The organism is Flavobacterium esculini (assembly GCF_048284325.1).
In the GTDB taxonomy this organism is placed as follows: Bacteria; Bacteroidota; Bacteroidia; order Flavobacteriales; family Flavobacteriaceae; genus Flavobacterium.
The window spans coordinates 74,080-97,042 of sequence record NZ_JBLVPI010000016.1; the positions used below are offsets into that span (position 1 = coordinate 74,080).

Genomic DNA, 22,963 nt, shown 5'->3' on the forward strand with positions numbered 1-22,963 from the left:
ATTTCTAAAAAAAAGAACTATTAAAAAACTAACTTTTATTAACCGCTCTGGGATAGAGGTTAAAAAAGGTTTTTTAATAGTTCTAATTTATATGATAAAAAAAATTAGAATTTGAATTCGCTAAACGACTAAAGCATTACGCAAGATACGTTTTCGTCAAATTTATCAAAGTCGGTTTCTGTTATTGATTTATCTTCTTCAAAAGATTTTTTTGGAGTAATTTTACCAACTTTACAATAACTATTAGAGCCTAGGTAAACTTCGTTTTCTGATTGTTCCATTTTATTCTGGGTTAATTTTTTAGTTTAAATTAGTCTAAATATCTTCTTAAAGTCCAGGACATAGTTTCATGTAATTCCATTAAACCTGTTAGGAAATCAGCAGTTCCGGCATCTTTATTTTCTTGGGCACTCAGGTCTATATCTTTTCGTAAATGAACAATAACCGTTTCATGATCGGTTAATAATTCTTTCAGCATATCCTTTTGAGCAGGATACTGATGGGGTGATTCTTTGAGGATCGTTAAATCTGAAAACTCTTTCATCGTTCCAATAGTTTTTCCGCCTAGTTTGCTGATACGTTCCGCAATTTCATCAATTGATTCCTCTAATTGTCTGTATTGGCCTTCGAACAATTTATGAAGCTCCATGAAACTTTCACCTGATACGTTCCAATGAAATTTTCTTAATTTAATATATAGAGTCATTTCATTTGCTAATATTGAAGAAAGAATCGTAATACTTTTTTTTAAATGCTCTTCTGTAATTCCAATTTGTGGTTTCATGTTTTTTAATTTTATTTAAATTAGTGTACTTTTTTAATGATTTCAATTCAAACTCATTGTTTTTTAATTATCAAAGCAGTAGGGGACAATTAAAAAGAATTTTATTTTACAAAGTTCATTTTATTTCTTCCGAAAAGTATTATAAAATTACAAAAATAAGTTACATTATTTACACTTTTTAATATGTATTACATTGATAGTTAATTGTTTAATATTTTTTTTTAATTTGTATTTCACAATTTTTTTATCTTTAAATAGGGATATTTTTAAAATAGTCAGCCTGGATTATGGCCATACTTTATAATGCTGAAACTAATCGAAAGGATGTAAATTAGGAATGTAGCAAGAAAAAGACATTAAGCTATGGAAACTTCTTTTGCCAGATAAATTTCCTGCACCGCATTGATGAGGTTTACGCCTTCACTAAAGGGACGCTGGAAAGCTTTTCTCCCCATTATCATTCCGGCTCCACCGGCACGTTTGTTTATGACGGCCGTTTTTATGGCTTCCGCCAAATCAGTTGCGCCTTTTGATTCTCCACCTGAATTAATCATACTAATGCGTCCTGAGTAACAATTCAATATTTGATAGCGACATAAATCGATTGGATGGTCGCTGGCTAATTTGGTGTACATGTCCGGATTTGTTTTGGCAAATTTTATCGAGGTAAAACCACCATTATTTGTTGGTAATTTTTGTTTGATAATGTCCGCCTGAATTGAAACCCCTAAGTAATTGGCTTGACCGGTAATATCAGCTGCCGTATTATAATCGATTCCGTCTTTTATAAACCCATCATTTCTGGAATAGCACCAAAGAATTGTAGCCATTCCCAGATTATGCGCTTCTTCAAAAGCCTTTGCGATTTCTATGATTTGCCTGTCCGATTCGGCTGAGCCAAAGTAAACTGTTGCCCCTACAGCAATTGCTCCCATATTCCAGGCATCTCGAACACTCCCAAACATAATTTGGTCGTATTTGTTGGGATAGGTCATCAGTTCGTTGTGATTCAGTTTTACCACAAACGGAATTTTATGCGCATATTTTCTGGATAACATTGCAAGGCCGCCCATAGTAGAAGCGACTGCATTGCAACCCGATTCCAATGCTAATTTTACGATATTTTCCGGGTCAAAATAAATGGGATTTGGAGAAAAGGAACTTCCTGCAGTATGTTCAATTCCTTGATCTACTGGTAAAATAGAAATATAACCCGTGCCGCCAAGTCGGCCATTATGATACAGTTGTGTCAAACTTCGAATCGTTTGTCCATTTCGATTGCTTTGCAAAAAAACACGATCTATATGTGATGGAGTAGGCAAATGAATTTGATCTTTCGAAATAGTTTTACAGACATGATCCAACAAGGAGTCTTTTTCATCACCTAATAAAGCTAACAATAGGGATATATCTTTCATTTTAACTTTTGATTTAATTTTCTAAAAAAACATCATTTTAATAGACAAATCTATTTTAATTACCCTTTATAAACTGGATAATCAATATATCCTTTCCCATCAGCTGTATAAAATAAATCCATATTAAGATCTTGAGATAAAGGCCAATTGTTTTTAAATCGTTCCACCAAATCAGGATTGTTAATAAATGGACGACCAAAAGCGATGAGGTCCGTAAGTCCGCTTTCAATTTCCGCTTCAGCACTTTCCTTGTCATAACCACCACAAAGAATCAAGGTGTTTTTGAAATTATGGCGTATCAATTTTTTAATTTCCAAAGGAACTGGAGGCGCTCCCATAGCAGAATGATCCACTAGGTGAATATAGGCTATGTCCAGTTTATTGAGTTCTTTAGATAAGTAATCGTAAGTGGCTTCTATTTCTGGGTAATGAGGCATGTCACTGGCTACTCCGTATGGTGATAGACGAATACCCGTTTTTTCTTTTCCAATGGCATTTGCAACAGCAGCCACTACTTCAATCACAAAACGGCATCGGTTTTCAATACTTCCACCATAATTATCGGTTCGGATGTTGCTTACTGGCGAAAGGAATTCTTCTAATAAATAACCATTAGCAGAATGCAATTCCACACCATCAAATCCTGCAAATAAAGCATTTTCTGAGGCAGCAGCATATTCAGTTCTGGCATGAAGAATTTCTTGTAGTGTCATTTCTTTTGGAACAATAAAATCCTGTAATCCTTTCAAGTCAGTCCACATTTGTCCAGCTGCTTTTATCTGGGAAGGAGCAAGGATATGCGCATCTTTATGCATATTAAGGGGATGACTAATTCTTCCGGAGTGCATTAACTGGACAAATATTCTTCCTCCATTTTTATGAACAGCCGTTGTTGTTTTTTTCCAGCCTGCTACTTGAAGTTCACTAAATATACCAGGAATTCGGGCATACCCAAGACCATTAGGCGAGGGTGAGGTACCTTCAGTTATGATTAATCCAGCAGTGGAACGTTGATTATAATATTCGGACATCAGCTCATTAGGAATATTGTCAATCGCCCTGCATCTTGTCATGGGGGCCATAACAATTCTATTTTTCAATGTTAATGAACCAACTTTTTTAGGTATAAATAGTTCGTATGTTTTCATGTTTGTTGTTCTTAAATTGCTATTATAAAGATAATTATATTTAACGACTTACGTGTTTAAAAAACTTTCGAAAATGTTATATTATCCATTAAATAAGCATATTGCAGTTTAAATAAGCCTTCTTTGGAGCCTCAGCATACCTCTGGTCAACAAAATTATTTTAAGCGAGATCCTTAAGCATTCAATAATAAAATTTTCTCAAAAAATTAAGTTAGATAACATTTTTTTTATGCTCTGATTAACGGTTATCAAGCTCGTGTACCAATTCGTTGGTCATAGGCGGAAGATTGGAAAACCCCTATGTTCTTGATGCCGTTTCGCCAATCTGGCAAATCAGAAAAAAGATGTTATCTAACAAAATTTAGTGATTATTGATTCCAAACCATTCCAGTTATATATGTTTCAGAGGGAATGTTTTTATTATTTAGAATAATTTATTTTCGATTTATTTTATTTTCCTGACGTGATTGACCCATACATCGCTTCGTATTTTAGCATAATATCAGCTTCGCCAATCGAAGTAAAGAAAAATTCTAAGCGTTGTATATGTTCTTGTGTAAATTGCAGATGTACTTTGAGAGCATCTACTAATTCATCTGTAGCTGCATTTTTAATCATTATGGGGATGGAAATCATCAGTGCTTTTTCAGAAAAGTAAATTTCTTTTAGTTCTTCTACAAAAATATTGCGACAATCTTGTTTTGTTTCTGATATAGTAATTTCTGAATTTCCTTTACCTTCTTGCAACTTTATTCTTTTATTAGTTTTGGTGGCTGTACTTTTCATCAGTTTATATTTAATTGTTGAATATATTTAATAATGTAAAGTTGAGGTTTAATACTTTTTAATCTCTTACATAATTTCAAGTATGACTTATAACTTTCACATGTTTACATAAAAAAGGTTGTAAAAAAAGGAATTTGATTATTTATCCTAAATAAATCGCTGTCATTCGTAAAGTTTATTCTCTGCTAATTTTATAAAAAAAACAGGAATAAACTTTTCCATTACATTATTATTTAGTTATCAAATTCCTTTTTGAACAACCTCTTTTAAATTAAAGAGGATTCTATCTTTTCTCAACAATAGTCATGTTGAGATTTTAATAATTAGTCGTAAATTATAGTTTCACCTCATTTTCTAATGGTAATCCATTTTCAAAATCGGTAAAGTTTTTCAAAGTCGTTAGAGCAATTTGGTCTAACGCTTCATTTGTGAAAAAGCCCTGATGTGGTGTAATTAAAACATTATGAAAAGCCATTAATCGTTCTATTAAATCGTCTTTAATAATACTTTCAGATAAATCTTTAAAAAACAAATTTTCTTCTTGTTCATAAACATCTATTCCTAAATAGCCTAATTGTTCATTTTTCAATGCTTCAATTGCATCTGATGTTTTAATTAATGCTCCTCTACTGGTATTGATAAGCATAGCGCCTTTTTTTATTTTAGAAAATGTTGTACGGTTAAAAAGATGTTTTGTATTTGCGTTAAGAGGGCAATGGAGCGAGATAATGTCGGAATTTTCAAATAGTTCATCTAATGTTTTATATTGAACCCCTTTTACTATTAACTCCTCGGATTCCGTAACATCATAAGCGATTACTTTGCATCCAAAACCTAGTATTATTTGGCAAAAAGCGGCACCTATTTTTCCTGTTCCAATTACACCTACCGTTTTTCCATAAAGATTAAATCCGGTAAGATTTTCCAAAGAAAAATTACTCTCTCTAACTCTATTGTAGACTTTATGTGTTTTTCTGTTCAAAGTCAAAATTAATGCTACTGCATGTTCTGCAACGGCTTGTGGAGAATAAGCAGGAACTCTCAGTATTTTAATATTCTCTTTTGCAGCGGCCTCAACGTCTACATTGTTAAAACCCGCGCAACGTAAATCAATAAGTTTAATTCCAATATGAGACAATTGATTGATTGTTTTTTTATCAATTTTATCATTTACAAATATACAAACGCCTTCAAATCCTATTGCCAAATTTGTAGTTTCAGCATTTAAAGGAGCTTCAAAATAGATGAGTTCGTGCTTACTTTCATTATTAAATTTATCAAGATATTCGCGATCATAGGGTTTAGTACTGAATACTGCAATTTTCATAGTGTCATTTTATATTTAGTCCTTTTAGTGTTACCAATTGGTTTTCCTATTTTGGAACATGAGCTGCATCAATATCAATTTATTTTGGATTTTATTATGAATGTTTTCTGAGGGAAGATAAACAGGATATCCCGTAAAACTATTTTTTGTTTTCTTTTTAAGGAGAACTAAGTTTACTTTGGGAATGTTGATTGTTTTTTTCATTTGCTTAATATTCAGTGTACTAAGTTGATGATAATTTTTGTAAAATGTATTATATAATTGTTATAAAGAGTTATATGATTTACTTTTTTTGTATTGATGTTTTTTAGTAAAACTTTAATAAATAGAAGGGAGGAATAAATGAAGTTTTAGTAATCGAATTTGACAAAGAATCAAATATTTAATAATTTCTCTCTGAATTTAAAAAAAATCAGAGAGATTTATTTAACACAAAGCCCATAAAAATAGAAGCATACTGCTTTACATGAGTTATGGAGGAATTCTTCTTAAAATTACATTTGGAAATTTTTATGAAGGTCTACTCAAATGCGTTTTTGCATTAATAGAATAATATTAGGTAGAAATTTATGATTCGTCTTTTGTTGTACGAACTAAACTAATTCCAGAAACGAAGAAAATAATACCAAGTACACCGTAAATAATTAGCGATTTAACATCTCTCATTTCACCTGATGTACCAGAAAATAATACAGCTGTGTAAATAAGACCACCTATTCCAAGAGCAGTAAGTAATGCCCCAAAGATTCTTTTTAGATTCATAATTTTTAGTTTTAGAAGTTTATTAAGTTTAATGTTAGATTTTTTTGTTTACATATAGTTTTTGAAGGTCATTTACTCTAAATACACGTTGATAATTTCAACAAGTGTTTTTTTAAAGAACTGAAATTGAGAAACTAAAGCGCAGGTATAAAGCGATTTATTGCTTAATCAAATGTAAGGTGATTGTGAATTGTAGAAGTTACATGATTTTGTAAAAGACTTACATTATTCACACATTGTCATTTTTAATGATTTATTAGGATAAAAAAAGAAGCTGTCCTAATAAAAATGCCCCCAAAAAGTTCAAACACTATTTGGGGGCAGTTCATTGGGCAGCCTCTTATAAATTAATTTTTTTAATCTATTGTGGTTGTGTAACGGCATTCATTTGTAGCGTTACTGCTGTTTGTGCTAATAACCTTCCGTTTATTGTTGCTTCAGTCTGTAAATTAATACCGGTCATTCCTAATATGTTTCCTTCAAAATGACTAGTGGTTCCACAGGTAACAGCATCTGAAACTACCCAGAAAATATTTTTGGATTGTACTCCTCCTGTTAATGTCATTCTAACAGCAGAACTCAATTTAAGAGTTCCGGCTACTTGAAAAATAAAAACATCAGTTGGATTACCAGAAATAGTTATATCAGTTGGGATATTAAGGGCACTTGTCCATTTATATAAACCAGGTGTAAGTGTTTTTCCACCAATATTTCCAGCACCTAAATTTAGAAAATCAGGATTAGTTCTCCCAGCTGCATCAGTATATGCGGTTTGCATATCACCAATAGCTGTTGTTAATCGTGTAGCATTAGTTACACTGCAAGGAAGAGGGCCTGCTGCATCAACTGTGTATATTGTTCCTACTACTTCTGTACATCTAACTAATATGGCAGCACCAGTTATTGGGCTTGAACCAATATCACCTGTGATAGTTGATTTATATACATCTGTAATTCCTGTTTTTGACAGAATTGCAAAATCTCCTGCAATACCAAGATTTACTCCATTCAATGAACCAATTTTTGGCTCTATAATATACGTTTCATTAAGGGCATTTATATGGGAAGGTGAACTATCTGATTTTCCAACTGCAGCGCTATTAGCAGTTAAATCCTCGTCCGTATCGTTATTGCAACCAGACATAAAAACTACAAGTAGTAAGGCTAGTGTAGGTAATGCATTTTTAAATTTCATAACTTTGTTTGTTTAAATAGTGACTTATTTATCACTAAACAAAGATGGACTCTTGATCTTTAAATATGTTATAAGATTACTGACATATGTTATAGCATTAACCTTTTGTTTAAAAGAAATCTATTATCTATAATCGAAAGTAGTATTTACAGGCTGTTGATTTAAAGATTTATATGGCTGTAATTTTTATAAATTCCCGAGAGTTAGATACCTCAGACACGGTTTTAGTTATACTTTTTTAGTTAACTCAATAATTTTGCTCAATAATAATTTTTCATCAATGGGTTTAGCAATATAATCATTCATCTCGACAGCTTTACATTTTTCCAAATCAACTGTTGTAACATCAGCTGTCAAAGCAATAATCGGTATGTCTAAATTCAAAGTGTTACGAATGTATTTTGTAGCTTCAAATCCATTCATTACAGGCATTTGCAGATCCATTAAAATGATATCATAGGATTTGGTTTGTAGCATTTCGATGGCAATTTTTCCATTTTCAGCAATGTCACGTTGAAACCCAAAATCATCTAGAATTGTTTTCATTAATAATTGATTAAGCGCCATATCTTCTACAACTAATACTTTTATGTCCTTTTGGGACATGTGTAATTCGTTTGAATTAGTTTCTAATTCAGCAGCTTTTTTTGTTTTCTGAAAAGGCAAAGTAAAACTAAAAGTAGATCCTTCATTAATTTTACTTTTAACACGGATACTTCCTCCTTGTGATATTACTAGCTGCTTAACAATAGTCAGTCCTAAACCTGTTCCTCCATAAAGACTGGAAGCCCCGTTAGCAGCCTGTTGAAAGTTTTCAAATATTAAATCGATATTGTCTTCTGGAATACCAATTCCGCTATCTGTAACTTCAAATTCGATAATTACTTTATCGTCATCTTCAAATAATAAATTAATATTAACCGCGATTTTTCCTTCCGAAGTAAATTTTACTGCGTTACTTACTAGATTCAAAATAATTTGGTGTAATCTAATGGTATCTCCTAAAAGGACATCAGGTATTTTTTTATCATAATTTGTGACTAATTTTAAATTTTTTTCTTGAATTTTTGTTTCAAATAATTGAAGTATTGAAGTTACGGAAACAGCCATTTTGAATGGTTTTTTTTCAAAAATCATTTTACCGGCATCCACTTTTGCTAAATCAAGTATGTCATTGATTAATGCAATTAAGGTATCACCACTCAATTTAATTGCGTTTAAATATTCTTTTTGTTTATCGGACAAATCAGTTTTTAATATCACTCTGGTAAATCCAATAATTGCATTCATAGGAGTTCGGATTTCATGACTCATATTGGACAAAAATTGTTGCTTTGCTTTCATCGCATCTTCCGCATTTTTTGTAGCTTCTTCGGCTTTATTTTTTGCTTCTTCCGCTATTAAAGTAGCCAACTCTGCAAATACTTTTGCTTCAATTAATTCTGATTCAATTCTTTTCTGATCCGTTACATCTCGGGCTACAACCACCACACCCAGAATAGTTCCTTTATCATCTTTATAAACCGATCCGTTTAATAGCACATCAGTGATTTTTCCGCTTTTATGTCTTAGTTTTAGTGGAAAATTTGTGATAAAACCTTTGGCAAATACCTCTTTATAAATAGCACGGGCTTTATCTGGTTCAGTAAAATATCCAAAGAAATCACTACCTTTTAATTTTTCACGTGACATCCCTGTTATAATTACAGCTGCCTGATTCATATCTGTAATCTTACCTTCATTATTTATCGTTGTTAAGGGATCAAGGCTTGCTTCAATAAGGCTAAGGGAATATTTTTCTTTGAGAAAATAACGAGAACGATCCGTTATGTCTTCAATAGCAAGAAGAATTAGCGGTTCACTATTTGTTTTTTGAATAATCAAATGTGCGTTAAGCAACATTATTCTTTCTCCAATTCCAGAAAAAGTGTGCGTCACTTCAAAATTTTCAAAACTGGTATTTTTGGAAAGGATGTTATTTAGAACTTCACGGAGTTTTGTAATATTCCATTGTTTATTGCCTAAATCAAATAATAATTTCCCTTCGGTTTCCTCTTTATCTACCAGGAATTTTTTATAAAAAGATTTATTGGCTGATATTACATGAAAATTTTTATTCAGAATAAGCATTGGCTCATGAATTGTAGCAATAATAGCTTCTGAATACTCATGTGATTCTATTAATAAATCATGGCGCATTTGTAATTCCTGGTTAGTAGAAATAAGCTCTTCATTAGTGGCTTCTATTTCTTCTTTTGAGGTCTCCAGTTCTTCATTTAAGGTCTGGAATTCTTCATTTGAGGAAACAATTTCCTCATTTGCTGCCTGTAATTCCTCATAAATATTTTCCTGCGTTTCAATGATAGCAATCATTTCGGCGCGTGTAGTATTCAGTTCCTCAGTCAGTTTTTTTATTTTTAAATCTTTGAGTGTTGTATTGTTTTTATTGGTAAAATCTGATTCAATAAATTTATCTGCCTGTTCCTGTGGTTTAAAAACGATAAGCATAAGGGGTTCGTCCCATTCAATTTTAAGTGGACGGACTTCAAAAGACATTAATCGTAAAACAGATTCAATTTTTATTTCAATACCCGATTTTTGTACGCATTGCTTTGTATCGATTGCTTTATTAATCGCATTACGCAGTTCAAAAGCAAATTCTGGGCGTGCCATTTTCAAAATATTAAGGCTGGCTTTACCTGATGCATGCTCAAGGTAGGAGGAAACCGGACCTCTAAACTGGAGGATTTCCATGTCTTTGTTGACTACTGCACATGCCGGCATATAACTGGAAAGAAGTGTGGAATCAATTGCATTTTCTATACTTTCTTGATTTACACTGATGCTTTTTGAAGGCACATTTATTTTTTTACTGGACATAGTTGTACGTGTAAAACGAGGTGTTAATTGAAGTATCTTTCTCACTCCCAAATTATTTTTCCGGGAATAGATTTTAAATTTATTATTGATTAGCGTGAAAAGCTGTGATGATGTCCCAATACTCTCTGCTTTACCAAGCATTAAGTAGCCTCCATCATTCAAAGCAAAATGTAGGGATGCAAAGACTTTTTTCTGGGCGGCTGAATCAAAATAAATAAGAAGATTACAGCAACTGACAAAATCCATTCTTGAAAAAGGAGGATCACGTAAAATATTGTGAGGTGCAAATATGCACATCTCCCGAAGTTCTTTCACGATACGATAATTCTCCCCTGTTTTTGTAAAAAAACGAGATAAATACTTTTTTGGAATTGATTCTACATCACTTTGAGTATATTCTCCGTTGCGAGCTTCTCTGATTGCTTCCTCGCTTAGGTCCGTTGCAAAAATCTGCACTGGTATTTTATCCGTTTTGTTATCCTGTAATTCAGCAATAATCATTGCAATAGAATAAGCTTCCTGCCCTGTAGAACAAGCTGGAACCCAAATTCTTAGGGTTTCTTCAGCGGATTTACTTTTTAGAAGCTTAGTTAGGAGATCGGTCTTTAGAAACTGAAAAGTCTCTGTTTCTCTAAAAAAACTAGTCACATTAATTAATAAGTCAGTGTAGAGAATTTCAATTTCATTGTTTTTTTTGAGTAAAAGCGTTACATATTCTTGGATTGTTTTTATTCCATATTGCTGCATTTTATGATTTATTCTCCTTTTTATGGTTGGGATTTTATAATGGCTAAAATCCACACCAGTTTCTTTGAGTAATAGTTCAAAAATGGTGTTTATATCATAGTTATTATGAGCAACAGTAATTTCTTTTGTATGCTCCTTATCTTTATTATTATTTAAAGGAACTCCATTTTTACTGAGATGTACTAATTGGGCAGCAATTTCCTCTGGAGATAAAATAAAATCAACTACACCCGAAGAAATAGCTGAATTTGGCATACTACTCGCTTGAGCAGTATCATCTTGTGCAAAGGTTATTCCACCAGCATCCTTAATTGCTTTAAGTCCAGTCATTCCATCGCTGGCATAACCTGAAAGAACTACACCAATGACATTTTTTTTATGGGTTTCGGCAAGTGAAGAAAAAAGAAGGTCAATGGTTAGATTAGGAATGTTGTTTTTAATGCGGGGAAGTAGTTGAATGTGTCCGTTAATTACTTCAATTACTTTATTTGGAGGAATCACATAAACAGTATTGGGTACCATTTTTTCCATATTATCAATTTCCTGAACTTTCATTTTTGTAATTTTAGAAAGAATGGAAGTCAGTAAACTTTTATGGTCAGGGCTTAGGTGTTGAACATAAATAAATGCCATACCAGTATCGGATGGTAATTTTTTTAATAAAAGGCTAAATGCTTCGAGTCCTCCGGCTGATGCACCGATGGCCACCACAGTAAAAGCGTTTTCTTTTTCTTCTTTTTCTGGAGTTAATTTATTCGGAGTGGATTTTTTAGCTGATTTCATAATATATTAAATGGGTATTTTTAATTTATAGTTAAAGGATTGACTATAATTTTTAATACATCCATCATTTCATGACACCTAATAGTTAGAAATGTATTATAAATATTTGTTTAAAAGTAAGAAAATATGTTTTATGAATTTTTAATTAATTGAAATTCTTCTTCTAATTCAGTACATGCCTGCAAACAAACTTCTTCAAGTTGTTGTACTAAGTCGTGTATCTCTTCATTTTTTTCTTTTGCAGTTGCAAATTCCTGAATTTTTTTTGCTAAATTCTCAAAATCGGTACTGATTCCCATTATTGAAAAAGACGGAATCATTTTATGCGCTGCTGCCGCTAATAAAGACCAATTTTGCTCCTCTAAACTTCGTTTAATTGTATCTATTAAAGGAGGGGTTTGTGCTAAATAGAGCGAAATCATTTCCATCATTAAAGCTGGATTTGATTTTGTCCTTTGATTTAAATACGCTAGATCAATACATCTAGTTTTTTTATTTGCATGTACTTCTTCTTCCAAAATTTCAGTGATTTTTGTAAGTTTAGGTTTGTTTAAGACACCAATTATTTTACTATATAATAGTCTTTCGTCAATTGGTTTAGCAAGGTAATCATTCATTCCCACTGCTTTGCATTTTGCTAAGTCAACAGTAGTTACGTCAGCCGTTAATGCAATAATAGGAATTGTGGAATTTAGAGTTTTTCTAATATATTCTGTGGCTTCAAATCCATTCATTTCCGGCATTTGCAAATCCATGAGAATTACATCATAGTCTTTTTCTTTAAGTTTTTCGATAGCTATTTTACCATTTTCGGCAATGTCACGGGAAAATCCAAAATCATCTAAAAGTGTTTTCATTAATAGTTGATTAAGGGCAATATCTTCAACCACTAATACTTTAATGTTCTTTATTTCGGATTCTAATTCTATTAATTCTTTTTCCAATTCTGTATCGGTATTTGTTTTTTGAAAAGGTAATGTGAAACTAAAGGTGGAACCCTCGTTAATAGTACTTTTTACACGAATACTACCTCCTTGTGGTTCTATTAATTGTTTTGCAATAGCGAGGCCTAGTCCAGTTCCTCCGTACAATCTTGAAGTTTCACTGGAGGCTTGTTGAAAATTTTCAAATATCGTTCCAATTTTTTCATTCGAGATACCAATTCCGGTATCAGTTACAGCAAATTTGAGAATTACTGTATCATCATCTTCATGCAATAAATCAACGCTCACCGTAATTTTTCCTTTTGAAGTAAATTTTACGGCATTACTTACCAGATTTAAAATGATTTGGTGTAAACGAACAGCATCACCCACAAGTATATTAGGGATTTTACTATCGTATTCCTTAACTAATTTTAAGTTTTTTTCCTGAATTTTTGTTTCGAATAAATGAAGCATGGCTGAAATAGAAGACTTCATTTTGAAAGGTGTTTTCTCAAATGTCATTTTACCGGAATCTACTTTTGCTAAATCGAGGATATCATTAATGAGCACAATTAATGCATCTCCACTTATTTTTATTGCGTTTAAATATTCTTTTTGTTTATTGGTCAAATCTGTTCTCAGAACCACTTTTGTAAATCCGATGATCGCATTCATCGGTGTACGAATTTCGTGACTCATATTTGATAAGAATTGCTGTTTTGTTTTTACGGCATTTTCTGCATTTATTTTTGCTTCTTGTGCAATTTCTGTAGCTAATTCAGCAAAAATTTTAGCCTCAATTAATTCAGTGGCAATTCTTTTTTGCTCCGTAACATCTCTGGCAACAATTACAACTCCTAGTACATTTTCTTTATCATCTTTATATACCGATCCATTAAATAATACATCAATCAACTTGCCTTTTTTATGTCGAAGTATTAGTGGAGAATCAGAAACAGATCCTTTCTCAAATACTTTTTGATACACTTCACGAGCCTTTTGTGGTTCAGTGAAATAATCAAAAAAATCGGTTCCAATTAATTTTTTTCGTGTTACACCGGTTACTTTTACCGATGCGTTATTCATATCTGTTATTTTCCCTTCGGGGCTAATAGCAAATAAAGGATCATGACTTGCTTCAATAAGACTAAGTGAATATTCAGAAAGTAATTTTTGGGCTGTAAGATCAGTGTTAAGTTTTTTTAGTTGTTCTGCTTGAATTAACAATTCTTGATTTTTCTTATGTAAATCTACAAAAACAGCCACTTTTGCTTTTAATATTTCAGGCGAAAGGGGTTTAATCATGTAATCAACTGCACCAGCCTGATAGCCTTTGAAAATTTGTTGAGAATTATCCATACTGGCCGTTAAAAAAATAATCGGAACATGTTTTAGTTTTTCGATTTGACGAATTAGTTCTACTGTTTCAAATCCATCCATCATCGGCATTTGCACATCTATTAATATGATGGCAAAATCTTGTTGATGCAGAAGAATTTTTAAGGCTTCATTACCGGAATTTGCTTTTACACATAAATAATTTTCGTTGGAAAGAATCACTTCTAATGCAAACAAATTTTCGGGTAAATCATCGACCAATAAAATTTTAACAGGGTTATTTATTTTCATTTTCAATTGTAAAATAGAAGTTTGAATGTTGAATATTCAATTTTTAATAACGAATGTTGCAATAGCAAAAAAATAACTGTAAAGACATTGGATATACCGCCTTCGCAATAATGTTTTATTATTTACTCAACCATACACGCATCAATGACAACAGGCGTTCCACATCAATAGGTTTAGTGATATAATCATTAGCGCCTGCATCAATACATTTTTGTTTATCGTCTTTCATAGCTTTTGCTGTAAGGGCGATTATAGGTAAGTCTCTAAATTTAATCTGCGATCGTATTCGTTTCATCGCTTCATAACCATCCATTTCGGGCATCATAATATCCATTAATACCAGATCAATATCAGCATGTTTATCAAGCATATCCAATGCATTCTTCCCGTTTTCGGATTTTATAACTTCCATTCCGCGCTCTTGCAGTATTTTAGATAATGCAAAAACATTGCGCATATCATCATCTACTAATAATATTTTTTTCGAATGAAATATAGCTTCTTTGTCATGCAAACTATTAATAATCATTTGTTTCGATTTCGGTAAATTACTTATAGTTCGGTGAAGGAAAAGAGCTGTTTCATCCAGTAATCGTTCTTCGGATTTTATCCCTTTTATGATAATACTTTCTGCATATTTATGAAGCAGATTATTCTCTTCTTTTGTAAGTTCTTTACCAGTGTAAATGATAATAGGGGGCATGTTATGGTCTTTTATATCCTCCAGTTTATGGATAAGGTCAAAACCGCTTACGTCAGGCAATCCAATGTCCAATATGATACAATCAATGTGATTCTGTTCATACAATTCTAATGCTTCTTTACCAGTTGCTGCTTCTAAACATTTTACATCGCCATTGCCAATAAGAATTTTTATTGCTTTTCTGGAATTTTCATTGTCTTCTATAATAAGCAGATTTTTTATTTTTCTATTAACAAAATTTTCAATTCGGTTAAAAGCTTCTTCCAGACCATCTTTTGATATCGGTTTCATCAGGTATTCTACCGCACCTTCTCTAATAGGTTCCAGCGAACGGTCATTTGCTGAAATAATATGAATTGGTATATGCCTTACGGAAGGATTTGATTTTAATTCATGCAACACTTGTTTTCCTTTTATTCCTGGCAAACCCATGTCGAGAATGATTGCTTGGGGCTTGTATTTTGAAGCAAGCAATAGTCCGTCTTCTCCAGTTGCTGCCGATAAACATTTGAATCCTTTTTTATTGGCTTGTTTTAACAGTATAGAAGCAAAATTTCGATCGTCTTCAATAATGAGTACTATTTTATCATCCGTGCTTATCGAATCTCTATCATCTTCTATGGTGGGATAATTTAAATAATTAGTCTGATTATTGGAACGTGGTGTATACAAAACAGGCTTCAATGGAATTGTATTGACAGGCTCCTGTTCAACATGTATTTCCAACGGAATAATAAGTGAAAAAGTTGATCCTTGATTTAGTTTACTCTTTAATTTAATTTCTGCTTTTAATAATTTTGATAGTTCCCGTGAAATAGAAAGCCCTAATCCCGTACCGCCATACTTTCTGGAAGTACCACCCTCGGCTTGCTGAAAAGCTTCAAATATGGCTGTTTGTTTATCTTCTGATATCCCAATACCTGTGTCAGTCACAGAAATATTTAAAGTGGTTTCCGTATTTGGGTCAATGCTTATGGTTACACTTCCTTTTTCGGTAAATTTTACAGCATTTGATATTAGATTTTTCAATATCTGATTCAAGCGTTGTGAATCGGTATAAATGAATTCGGGTAAAGTTGGAGCCAATTTGCAAATAAGTTTCAATCCTTTTTGTTGTGTCTGATGTTTAAAATCGCGAAGGAGATTATCTGTAAAGAATTTCAGAGATACTTTTTCAACATTTATGGACATTTTTCCTGCTTCAATTTTAGAAAGGTCTAACACTTCATTAATTAACACAAGAAGGTCATGACCGCTTTTATAAATTATTTCTGCACTTTCAACCTGAACGTCATCCAGGTTTTTCTTTCTGTTTTCTGATAAATCTTTTGATAAGATAAGCAAACTATTAAGCGGTGTTCTTAACTCATGCGACATATTTGCAAGGAATTCCGATTTATATTTGCTGCTAATTTCAAGTTGTTTTGTTTTTTGTTCAATATCATTTTTTGAAGCTTCAACTTCTTTGTTTTTCTCTTCTAGTGATTGGGTTTGCTCTTCTAATTCTTCATTAGTCATTTGCAACTCTTCCTGCTGTTGTTTGAGATTTTGCGCCTGTTGTTCTAATTCTTCATTCAGTTGTCTAAGCTCTTCCTGCTGTATTTGAAGTTCTTCTGCTTGATTCGAAAGTTCTTGGTTTGCAAAACTTAACTCTACAGCTCTTTTTTCTTTCTCGTCATTTTGATATGCCAGTTCTTTGTTGGCAATTCCTAATTCTGCTGCTCTTTTTTCTTTCTCGTCATTTTGATATGCCAGTTCTTTGTTGGCAATTCCTAATTCTGTTGCTCTTTTTTCTTTCTCATCATTTTGATAGGCAAGTTCTTTATTCGCAATTCCTAATTCTGCTGCTCTTTTTTCTTTCTCATCATTTTGATAAGCCAGTTCTTTGTTCGCAATTCCTAATTCTGTTGCTCTTTTTTCTTTCTCATCATTTTGATAAGCAAGTTCTCTATTAGCAATCCCTAATTCTGCTGCTCTTTTTTCTTTTTCTTCATTTTGATAGGCTAGTTCTTTGTTAGCAATTCCTAACTCTGCAGCCCTTTTTTCTTTTTCTTCATTTTGATAGGCTAGTTCTTTGTTAGCAATTCCTAACTCTGCGGCTCTTTTTTCTTTTTCATCATTTTGATAGGCAAGTTCTTTGTTAGCAATGACTAACTCTGCGGCTCTTTTTTCTTTCTCTTCAGCTTGTTGAACCGTATTAACGCTGATTGCTATACTATTCATGGAAACACTAATGAATTCCTTCTCTGTTTCATTGAAATCAGTAAGCTTACCGATTTCTATTACACCTATGGTTTTGCCTTCAAGCAAAAAAGGAGTAATGAGCAAATTTTTTGGTTTTGCATCTAAAACGGAAGAAGTGATGCGTATTTGATCTTCGGATATATCGGTTAAAGAAATTTGTTTTTGTCCCCAAGCGGCCTGACCAATTAATCCTTCATTTAATTTGAAATTTCCCATAATCCCTTTAACAGATGGAAAGGCAAATTTACCGCTGAGCATCAGGGTGTTTTCTTTGTCATTAAATAGGTAAACAGCTCCTATGTTTGCTTTCAGGTAAGTACATAAAAAACTAATAGTATTATTTGCCAACTGTATGATACTTTGGTCTCCTATTAATTTTTCATTAAGTTTTGAGTTGCCCGTAAGCAACCAGTTTTTATTGGCATTTTCTTTCTCGGAATTTTTAAGAGCTTTTAAATTTTCTGCAACTATAGTATATACAACGATAAGAATCATAACAATAATTAACAATAAAATAGCGAAGACAATATTGAACATGCTGGCATCGTCTTCACTTATTTGTATTCTTTCAGCAAGTAAGGTTTGTTCTGATTCCTTTGCTTTAGCAATTGTTTTTCTTATATCGTCTTGTAATTCTTTACCTTCTCCTGATGCAACAAATTCTCTGGCTTTTTCAAAATCCTTTTTTCGAAGGGCAATGCATTTGTTTAAATTATCAAAACGCAATTTGAGCTGTTTCGCAAGTTCCTCAATGTTGTTTTGCTGATTGGGATTGTCTTGGGTTAATTCCTTTAATCTATCAAGCTGCTCGATTACTTTTATAGCAGATGTAAAAGGTTTCAAAAAAGCCTCATCACCTGTAATGATATAGCCTCGTACGCCTGTTTCTGCATCAACGGAAGACATCAGTATCTGTTCAAATTGATATAATACCTTATTGGAATTATTCACCAAGGCATTTGAAGCGACAAATTTTTCACTGTTTTTAAAAGAGAAAACTGCAACTCCTAAAAGAACAAAGGCACAAGCAATAAATCCTAATACTATTTTTTTGTCAAGTGTCATTTTTATTTTATTATTTGTCAAGTTCATTCCGATCATCTTTTTTGTTGATACATTTTTATTAGCAACGCAACTATATCCTCCAATGATAAAATATAATCAGGTATAATAGCAGCAATTGCTGACTTTGGCATATATGCAGATTCTGCAGTTTTCGGATCCTGAATAATTGCTACACCCCCACATTCTTTTATTCGTTTTATGCCTTTTGTCCCGTCATGATTAGATCCTGTAAGCACAATTCCAATTAATTTAGTATTAAAGGCTTCGGCCGCTGATTCAAACAGTACATCAATTGATGGTCTTGCAAAATTTACACGTTCGTCTATGGTAAGGGAAAAGGTTTTGTCCTTTTCAATTAGCAAATGATAATTAGGCGGAGCAATATAAACTTTGCCTTTTTCAATTTTCTCTTTTTCATCCGCTTCTTTTATTTCAAGATGACTTTTTTTATTTAAAAGTTTTATCCATTGGCTATCGGAATGCGCCCCTACATGCTGCACTATGATAATAGGTATATTGAAATCTACTGGCAAGGCTGAGAATATAATTTTCAAAGCGTTCATACCACCAGAGGAGACTCCTATTACTATTGCTTCATAATACATTTTAATATTTCTTTTTAAATATTCGTTGTTTTGTGTCCAACTCAATATATTCCTTATGCAAATCGGTAAACTGTAAACTTTCTTTGGATCCCAAACATAAAACGCCTCCATTAATGAGGCTATTGTAAAAAAGTGTTTGGACTTTGTTTTGTAAATTTTTATCAAAATAAATCAGCACATTTCGGCACAATATTAAATGTACTTCAGCAAATACACTATCGGTCACCAAATTATGATTGGCCCAAACAATATTCTTTTTCAATGATTGATTCATAATAACGTTATCATAATTGGAAGTATAATAACTAGAAAAAGATTCTTTTCCTCCTGACAATTGATAATTTGTAGTGTATTCTTTTATCATTTTGTACGAGAAAATTCCATCTTTTGCACGATTCAGAGCAATTTGGTTAAAATCAGTAGCATAAATGGTGGTTCTGTCATACAAGCCTTCTTCTTGCAAAAGGATAGCCATAGAATAGGCTTCTTCCCCCGTTGCACAGCCAGCATGCCATATTTTTATAAAAGGATAGGTTTTTAAAATAGGGATAACCTTTTCGCGTAATGACTTATAAAAGACAGGGTCACGAAACATTTCGGTTACTGTTATTGATAAATCTTGTAAAAGTTCGGAAGTAAATGGTTCATCATTCAGAACCTTTGATTGCATTTGAGAAACGTCTTCAAATCCTGACAACACCATTCTATTTATAATCCTGCGTCTGATGTGGGCATGGGAATACTCTCTGAAATCATAGCCGTATTTCCGATAGATAGCTTCCAATAACAATGAAATTTCTAGATCTGATGTGTCGTTATACCGCATTTTTTATAATAAATTTGGTTTTAATTTTGACCAAATCAGGAGTGATTAATAGGACCTATTGAAATTTAAAGAACGCTATTGTGTGAATGTATTACATACGATCCATATACCAACTTAATTCTTTTTCCATTTTTTGGTATTTAAAAATGGTAGTAATTATTTTTTGAAGGCGGACAAATGCAGTTTCACTTTTTACGACATAATCAAATGCCTTATGATGCATGCAATTTACGGCTACTTCAATTTTATCCTGCGAAGATAGCATAACAACTGGAATTTGTGAATTGAATTCTTTTATTTTGTCTAAAGTTTCAAGACCATTCATGGCATTTTCTACAATACCATCAAGTTGATAGTCTAATATTACTACATCTGGATTGTGAGATAAATTTTCAATACAGAGTTCCCCAGTTGGATAGGTTTCGATTTCAAAATCCCCATTTTCCATGAATTCAATTTCTAAAGATTTTAAAAATAAGGCATCATCATCTACAAGGAAAATTTTTATTTTTGTTTCGTTTTTTATCATTATGTGTTTTTAATTATATTAATTTCTTCTTCTAATTCGTTGTAGGCTTGTAAACAAACTTCTTCAAGTTGGAGAACTATGTCGTGTATTCCTTCTAATTTTGCAAATTCCTGTATTTTTTTGTTATGTTTTTCAAACTTAGAACTAATTCTCATTATTGAAAAAGAAGGAATCATTTTATGTGCTTCGGCACCTAATAGAGACCAGTTTTAATCTGTTAAACTTTGTTTGATGTATTTATTAAAGATGGGATAGCAAAATTATTTCCATCATTAAAGCTGGATTAGATTTTGTCCTCTGATTTAAATTGACCAAATCAATACATCTTGTTTTTTTCTTTGTATTGCCTTTTTCTTCTAATTTCTCATTAAGTTTTGCGAATTTTGGTTTCTTTAAAATACCAACGATCCTACTATACAATAGCCTTTCATCGACTGGTTTTAAAAGATAATCATTCATTCCCACTGCCTTGTGTTTTACTTCTCGTGAAACTCCAGTAATTTTTATTTACACCTCATTAACATCAGTAATTACTCCTTCAGAACTAATAGTTACAAAATGACCCAAATGGGTTTCAATTAAATTTCTGTTATATTGAGTTTATTCATACGGGTATCTTACAATTTATTCAGTTATATTTCCAATTTCTTCAATTGGATTTCGTCTTTTATCTTTCAATTGCTTAAAATGAGAAGGGGAGAGTCCCGTAACTTTTTTAAACTGACTGGAGAGGTGAGCAACACTACTATAATTCATTTTCCATGCGATTTCAGTAATGTTCAATTCGCCGTAGATAATTAATTCTTTTATTCGTTCCGTTTTATGTGAAATGATAAATTGCTCAATTGTCGTTCCTTGCACTTCCGAAAATAAGTTGGATAAGTACGTATAATCATGATTTAGTTTTTCACTGAGATAATCAGAAAAATTTACTTTTATGTTTTCAGTGGAATGGTGAACCATTTCAATAATCACATTTTTTATTTTCTCAATAAGCATTGCTTTCTTATCATCCATTAATTCAAGCCCTGAATCCAATAGTGACAATTTAAGCTTTCCCCGTTGCTCCATGGAAATGTTTTCCATTATTTCTACTTCGCCCAAGTCAACAACGATGAAGTGTAGTCCAAGTTTTTTTAATTCCTCTTTTACCGCCATTTTACAGCGATTACTGACCATGTATTTGATGTATAGTTTCAAATTATTTGTTTTTAACAGATTATGTAAAAATCGGATAAATTGCATCAGAAAGACTTATATAACTTTTAAAAAAAGTTGCATAATTCACACATTGTTAATTTTAATCTATCTTTAATAATGTGCGTTCGAAAAAAAGAGTAATTAAAAGGAGGACTATTTTTTTTACAAATACACTGAGTTGCTATTTTTATTTTTTTAAATTTACGAATAAACTGTGAGAAAGAGTATTTGAGTATTTAATAAAAGTAATACCCTGTTGTGAAACAGTCTTTTTCTTGATCTATTCCCAATGAGATTGACACCCAAGGTTCACCAGAATTATTTAGGAAGAAAAGAGCTGATGAATTATTTAGACAATTAGTTTAGGTTTAAATTGCTATTGGTATAAAGCTGTTATTTCTGCCGCTGTAGTATAATTTTTTTTTGTTTTATCTGCTGCTGTCGCAAAGTATGATTTTCGATTAACAGCGGTGAAATTGCCTGTTTGACTATTAAATTTATTGGCATTCCCTTTTATATTAAAACGAATAGATTGAATATCTGTAGTTTTTATTTTATTCATTTCTAAAGGGGAAAAGGAGTAATACGATACAATTTGATTTCCGTTATTTTCCCTAATTTCTTTATCCGAACATGTAATGATGCTATAATCAGTCAAATAAACATAAACGATTCCTGCAATATTGAATGTAGGGTTTGTAGTTGCGACGGTTAATTTCAGGATTCCTCCTTTTTCTGTCTTTGCAATTTGAATAGTTGCTGCTCCTGTTAAAGCATAGTTTTCACAAATAAAATTCCAAGAATTCGTTGCTCGATAAGGTTTAGATCCTTTAAAACTCAATACTTCCTGACTTGTTGCAGAAATGGTTGCGATAAATAATAAAAAAAGCAGGACTTTTTGATTCATGAATTCAGTTCGATTACTTGAAGTTATTTGTTTTGAAATGTATCTATCCAATCCAATGATTTAATAGCCGAAACTTTGTTTTCTTGATTGATTGAAACGCGTAGTTCTTTGTTGGCTACTTTCTTTGTATACAATGCTTTATAACGAAAAATAGTAGTTTGATCAGTATTGTTTTTGTAAATTTCAACTAATTGCAGATCTTTGAATGTACCGTAATATTGTCGAAATTTGGTACACGTTTTTGTCAAACGGTCCTCAGTTGTATTTTTAATTACCGAAGTTGTTGCTTCACTTTGGTTAAAAGGTTTAAACTTGGAAGTGTTACACGTCATTAAAACTCTTTTTCCTAATTCATACGCTTTATCTTTTTGAGATGCACTGACTTCAGAAAATGTTAGTTTGATTATCTTAGCCTCTTCAGGTACAGGAGCAACAACGTTTTTAGATTTACAACCAATGAGTAAAATGATGCTTAGAATGAGAATTATCTTTTTCATAA

At 32.2% G+C, this 22,963-nt stretch carries 20 protein-coding genes; all 20 read right to left on the reverse strand.

Annotated elements, in window-relative coordinates; genetic code table 11:
* Positions 1–128: 128 nt before the first annotated feature.
* The gene (locus tag ACNQGG_RS13940) at positions 129–281 is read right to left on the reverse strand and encodes a hypothetical protein (RefSeq protein ID WP_417964949.1); all 153 of its coding nucleotides are present in this window, start codon (positions 279–281) and stop codon (positions 129–131) included.
* 29 nt (positions 282–310) lie between these two features.
* Positions 311–784 (reverse strand): Dps family protein, encoded by a 474-nt coding sequence (locus ACNQGG_RS13945; RefSeq protein WP_417964951.1) that lies wholly within the window; start codon positions 782–784, stop codon positions 311–313.
* A 356-nt stretch (positions 785–1,140) separates the two neighbouring features.
* Positions 1,141–2,202, reverse strand: a complete 1,062-nt coding sequence (locus ACNQGG_RS13950; RefSeq protein ID WP_417964953.1) for a class I fructose-bisphosphate aldolase — start codon at positions 2,200–2,202, stop codon at positions 1,141–1,143.
* Between the two features lie 59 nt (positions 2,203–2,261).
* Positions 2,262–3,350, reverse strand: coding sequence for an alkene reductase (locus ACNQGG_RS13955; protein WP_417964955.1), 1,089 nt, complete (start codon positions 3,348–3,350; stop codon positions 2,262–2,264).
* Positions 3,351–3,800: 450 nt separating this feature from the next.
* Positions 3,801–4,136, reverse strand: coding sequence for a DUF892 family protein (locus ACNQGG_RS13960; RefSeq protein ID WP_417964957.1), 336 nt, complete (start codon positions 4,134–4,136; stop codon positions 3,801–3,803).
* 334 nt (positions 4,137–4,470) lie between these two features.
* A complete protein-coding gene (locus tag ACNQGG_RS13965) occupies positions 4,471–5,463 on the reverse strand; it encodes a 2-hydroxyacid dehydrogenase (protein ID WP_417964959.1) in 993 nt (330 codons plus the stop codon).
* A gap of 30 nt (positions 5,464–5,493) precedes the next feature.
* The gene (locus ACNQGG_RS13970; protein WP_417964961.1) at positions 5,494–5,667 is read right to left on the reverse strand and encodes a hypothetical protein; all 174 of its coding nucleotides are present in this window, start codon (positions 5,665–5,667) and stop codon (positions 5,494–5,496) included.
* 363 nt (positions 5,668–6,030) lie between these two features.
* Complete coding sequence (locus ACNQGG_RS13975; protein WP_416845900.1) at positions 6,031–6,225, reverse strand: hypothetical protein; 195 nt, start codon at positions 6,223–6,225, stop codon at positions 6,031–6,033.
* 361 nt (positions 6,226–6,586) lie between these two features.
* Positions 6,587–7,420: an ice-binding protein gene (locus tag ACNQGG_RS13980; protein WP_417964964.1), complete on the reverse strand. Its 834-nt coding sequence runs from the start codon at positions 7,418–7,420 to the stop codon at positions 6,587–6,589.
* 228 nt (positions 7,421–7,648) lie between these two features.
* Entirely contained in the window at positions 7,649–11,830 is a 4,182-nt protein-coding gene (locus ACNQGG_RS13985; RefSeq protein ID WP_417964965.1) for a CheR family methyltransferase, read from the reverse strand.
* 131 nt (positions 11,831–11,961) lie between these two features.
* Complete coding sequence (locus ACNQGG_RS13990; RefSeq protein ID WP_417964967.1) at positions 11,962–14,385, reverse strand: response regulator; 2,424 nt, start codon at positions 14,383–14,385, stop codon at positions 11,962–11,964.
* Between the two features lie 118 nt (positions 14,386–14,503).
* The gene (locus ACNQGG_RS13995) at positions 14,504–18,424 is read right to left on the reverse strand and encodes a response regulator (protein WP_417964969.1); all 3,921 of its coding nucleotides are present in this window, start codon (positions 18,422–18,424) and stop codon (positions 14,504–14,506) included.
* 5 nt (positions 18,425–18,429) lie between these two features.
* Positions 18,430–19,002 (reverse strand): chemotaxis protein CheB, encoded by a 573-nt coding sequence (locus tag ACNQGG_RS14000; RefSeq protein ID WP_417964971.1) that lies wholly within the window; start codon positions 19,000–19,002, stop codon positions 18,430–18,432.
* A gap of 1 nt (position 19,003) precedes the next feature.
* Complete coding sequence (locus tag ACNQGG_RS14005) at positions 19,004–19,828, reverse strand: CheR family methyltransferase (protein WP_417964973.1); 825 nt, start codon at positions 19,826–19,828, stop codon at positions 19,004–19,006.
* Between the two features lie 91 nt (positions 19,829–19,919).
* The gene (locus ACNQGG_RS14010; protein ID WP_417964975.1) at positions 19,920–20,357 is read right to left on the reverse strand and encodes a response regulator; all 438 of its coding nucleotides are present in this window, start codon (positions 20,355–20,357) and stop codon (positions 19,920–19,922) included.
* Positions 20,357–20,512 (reverse strand): hypothetical protein, encoded by a 156-nt coding sequence (locus tag ACNQGG_RS14015; RefSeq protein WP_417964977.1) that lies wholly within the window; start codon positions 20,510–20,512, stop codon positions 20,357–20,359. The genes ACNQGG_RS14010 and ACNQGG_RS14015 overlap by 1 nt, the downstream gene beginning before the upstream one ends.
* Positions 20,513–20,597: 85 nt before the next feature.
* A complete protein-coding gene (locus tag ACNQGG_RS14020) occupies positions 20,598–20,816 on the reverse strand; it encodes a hypothetical protein (protein WP_417964979.1) in 219 nt (72 codons plus the stop codon).
* 165 nt (positions 20,817–20,981) lie between these two features.
* Positions 20,982–21,536: a helix-turn-helix domain-containing protein gene (locus ACNQGG_RS14025; protein WP_417965009.1), complete on the reverse strand. Its 555-nt coding sequence runs from the start codon at positions 21,534–21,536 to the stop codon at positions 20,982–20,984.
* A 397-nt stretch (positions 21,537–21,933) separates the two neighbouring features.
* Positions 21,934–22,464, reverse strand: a complete 531-nt coding sequence (locus ACNQGG_RS14030) for a hypothetical protein (RefSeq protein WP_417964981.1) — start codon at positions 22,462–22,464, stop codon at positions 21,934–21,936.
* Positions 22,465–22,487: 23 nt separating this feature from the next.
* Complete coding sequence (locus ACNQGG_RS14035) at positions 22,488–22,961, reverse strand: hypothetical protein (RefSeq protein ID WP_417964983.1); 474 nt, start codon at positions 22,959–22,961, stop codon at positions 22,488–22,490.
* Positions 22,962–22,963: the final 2 nt, after the last annotated feature.

Excerpts from the sequence above, each read along its gene's own strand:
- ACNQGG_RS13960 (WP_417964957.1), bottom strand. The coding sequence starts at position 4,136 with ATGAAAAGTACAGCCACCAAAACTAATAAAAGAATAAAGTTGCAAGAA.
- ACNQGG_RS13995 (WP_417964969.1), bottom strand. The coding sequence starts at position 18,424 with ATGAACTTGACAAATAATAAAATAAAAATGACACTTGACAAAAAAATA.
- ACNQGG_RS13950 (WP_417964953.1), bottom strand. The coding sequence starts at position 2,202 with ATGAAAGATATATCCCTATTGTTAGCTTTATTAGGTGATGAAAAAGAC.
- ACNQGG_RS13970 (WP_417964961.1), bottom strand. The coding sequence starts at position 5,667 with ATGAAAAAAACAATCAACATTCCCAAAGTAAACTTAGTTCTCCTTAAA.
- ACNQGG_RS14025 (WP_417965009.1), bottom strand. The coding sequence starts at position 21,536 with ATGGTCAGTAATCGCTGTAAAATGGCGGTAAAAGAGGAATTAAAAAAA.
- ACNQGG_RS13955 (WP_417964955.1), bottom strand. The coding sequence starts at position 3,350 with ATGAAAACATACGAACTATTTATACCTAAAAAAGTTGGTTCATTAACA.
- ACNQGG_RS13965 (WP_417964959.1), bottom strand. The coding sequence starts at position 5,463 with ATGAAAATTGCAGTATTCAGTACTAAACCCTATGATCGCGAATATCTT.
- ACNQGG_RS14035 (WP_417964983.1), bottom strand. The coding sequence starts at position 22,961 with ATGAAAAAGATAATTCTCATTCTAAGCATCATTTTACTCATTGGTTGT.
- ACNQGG_RS13945 (WP_417964951.1), bottom strand. The coding sequence starts at position 784 with ATGAAACCACAAATTGGAATTACAGAAGAGCATTTAAAAAAAAGTATT.
- ACNQGG_RS14000 (WP_417964971.1), bottom strand. The coding sequence starts at position 19,002 with ATGTATTATGAAGCAATAGTAATAGGAGTCTCCTCTGGTGGTATGAAC.
- ACNQGG_RS14030 (WP_417964981.1), bottom strand. The coding sequence starts at position 22,464 with ATGAATCAAAAAGTCCTGCTTTTTTTATTATTTATCGCAACCATTTCT.
- ACNQGG_RS13940 (WP_417964949.1), bottom strand. The coding sequence starts at position 281 with ATGGAACAATCAGAAAACGAAGTTTACCTAGGCTCTAATAGTTATTGT.
- ACNQGG_RS13990 (WP_417964967.1), bottom strand. The coding sequence starts at position 14,385 with ATGAAAATAAATAACCCTGTTAAAATTTTATTGGTCGATGATTTACCC.
- ACNQGG_RS14010 (WP_417964975.1), bottom strand. The coding sequence starts at position 20,357 with ATGATAAAAAACGAAACAAAAATAAAAATTTTCCTTGTAGATGATGAT.
- ACNQGG_RS14005 (WP_417964973.1), bottom strand. The coding sequence starts at position 19,828 with ATGCGGTATAACGACACATCAGATCTAGAAATTTCATTGTTATTGGAA.
- ACNQGG_RS13975 (WP_416845900.1), bottom strand. The coding sequence starts at position 6,225 with ATGAATCTAAAAAGAATCTTTGGGGCATTACTTACTGCTCTTGGAATA.
- ACNQGG_RS14015 (WP_417964977.1), bottom strand. The coding sequence starts at position 20,512 with ATGAGAATTAGTTCTAAGTTTGAAAAACATAACAAAAAAATACAGGAA.
- ACNQGG_RS14020 (WP_417964979.1), bottom strand. The coding sequence starts at position 20,816 with ATGAATGATTATCTTTTAAAACCAGTCGATGAAAGGCTATTGTATAGT.
- ACNQGG_RS13980 (WP_417964964.1), bottom strand. The coding sequence starts at position 7,420 with ATGAAATTTAAAAATGCATTACCTACACTAGCCTTACTACTTGTAGTT.
- ACNQGG_RS13985 (WP_417964965.1), bottom strand. The coding sequence starts at position 11,830 with ATGAAATCAGCTAAAAAATCCACTCCGAATAAATTAACTCCAGAAAAA.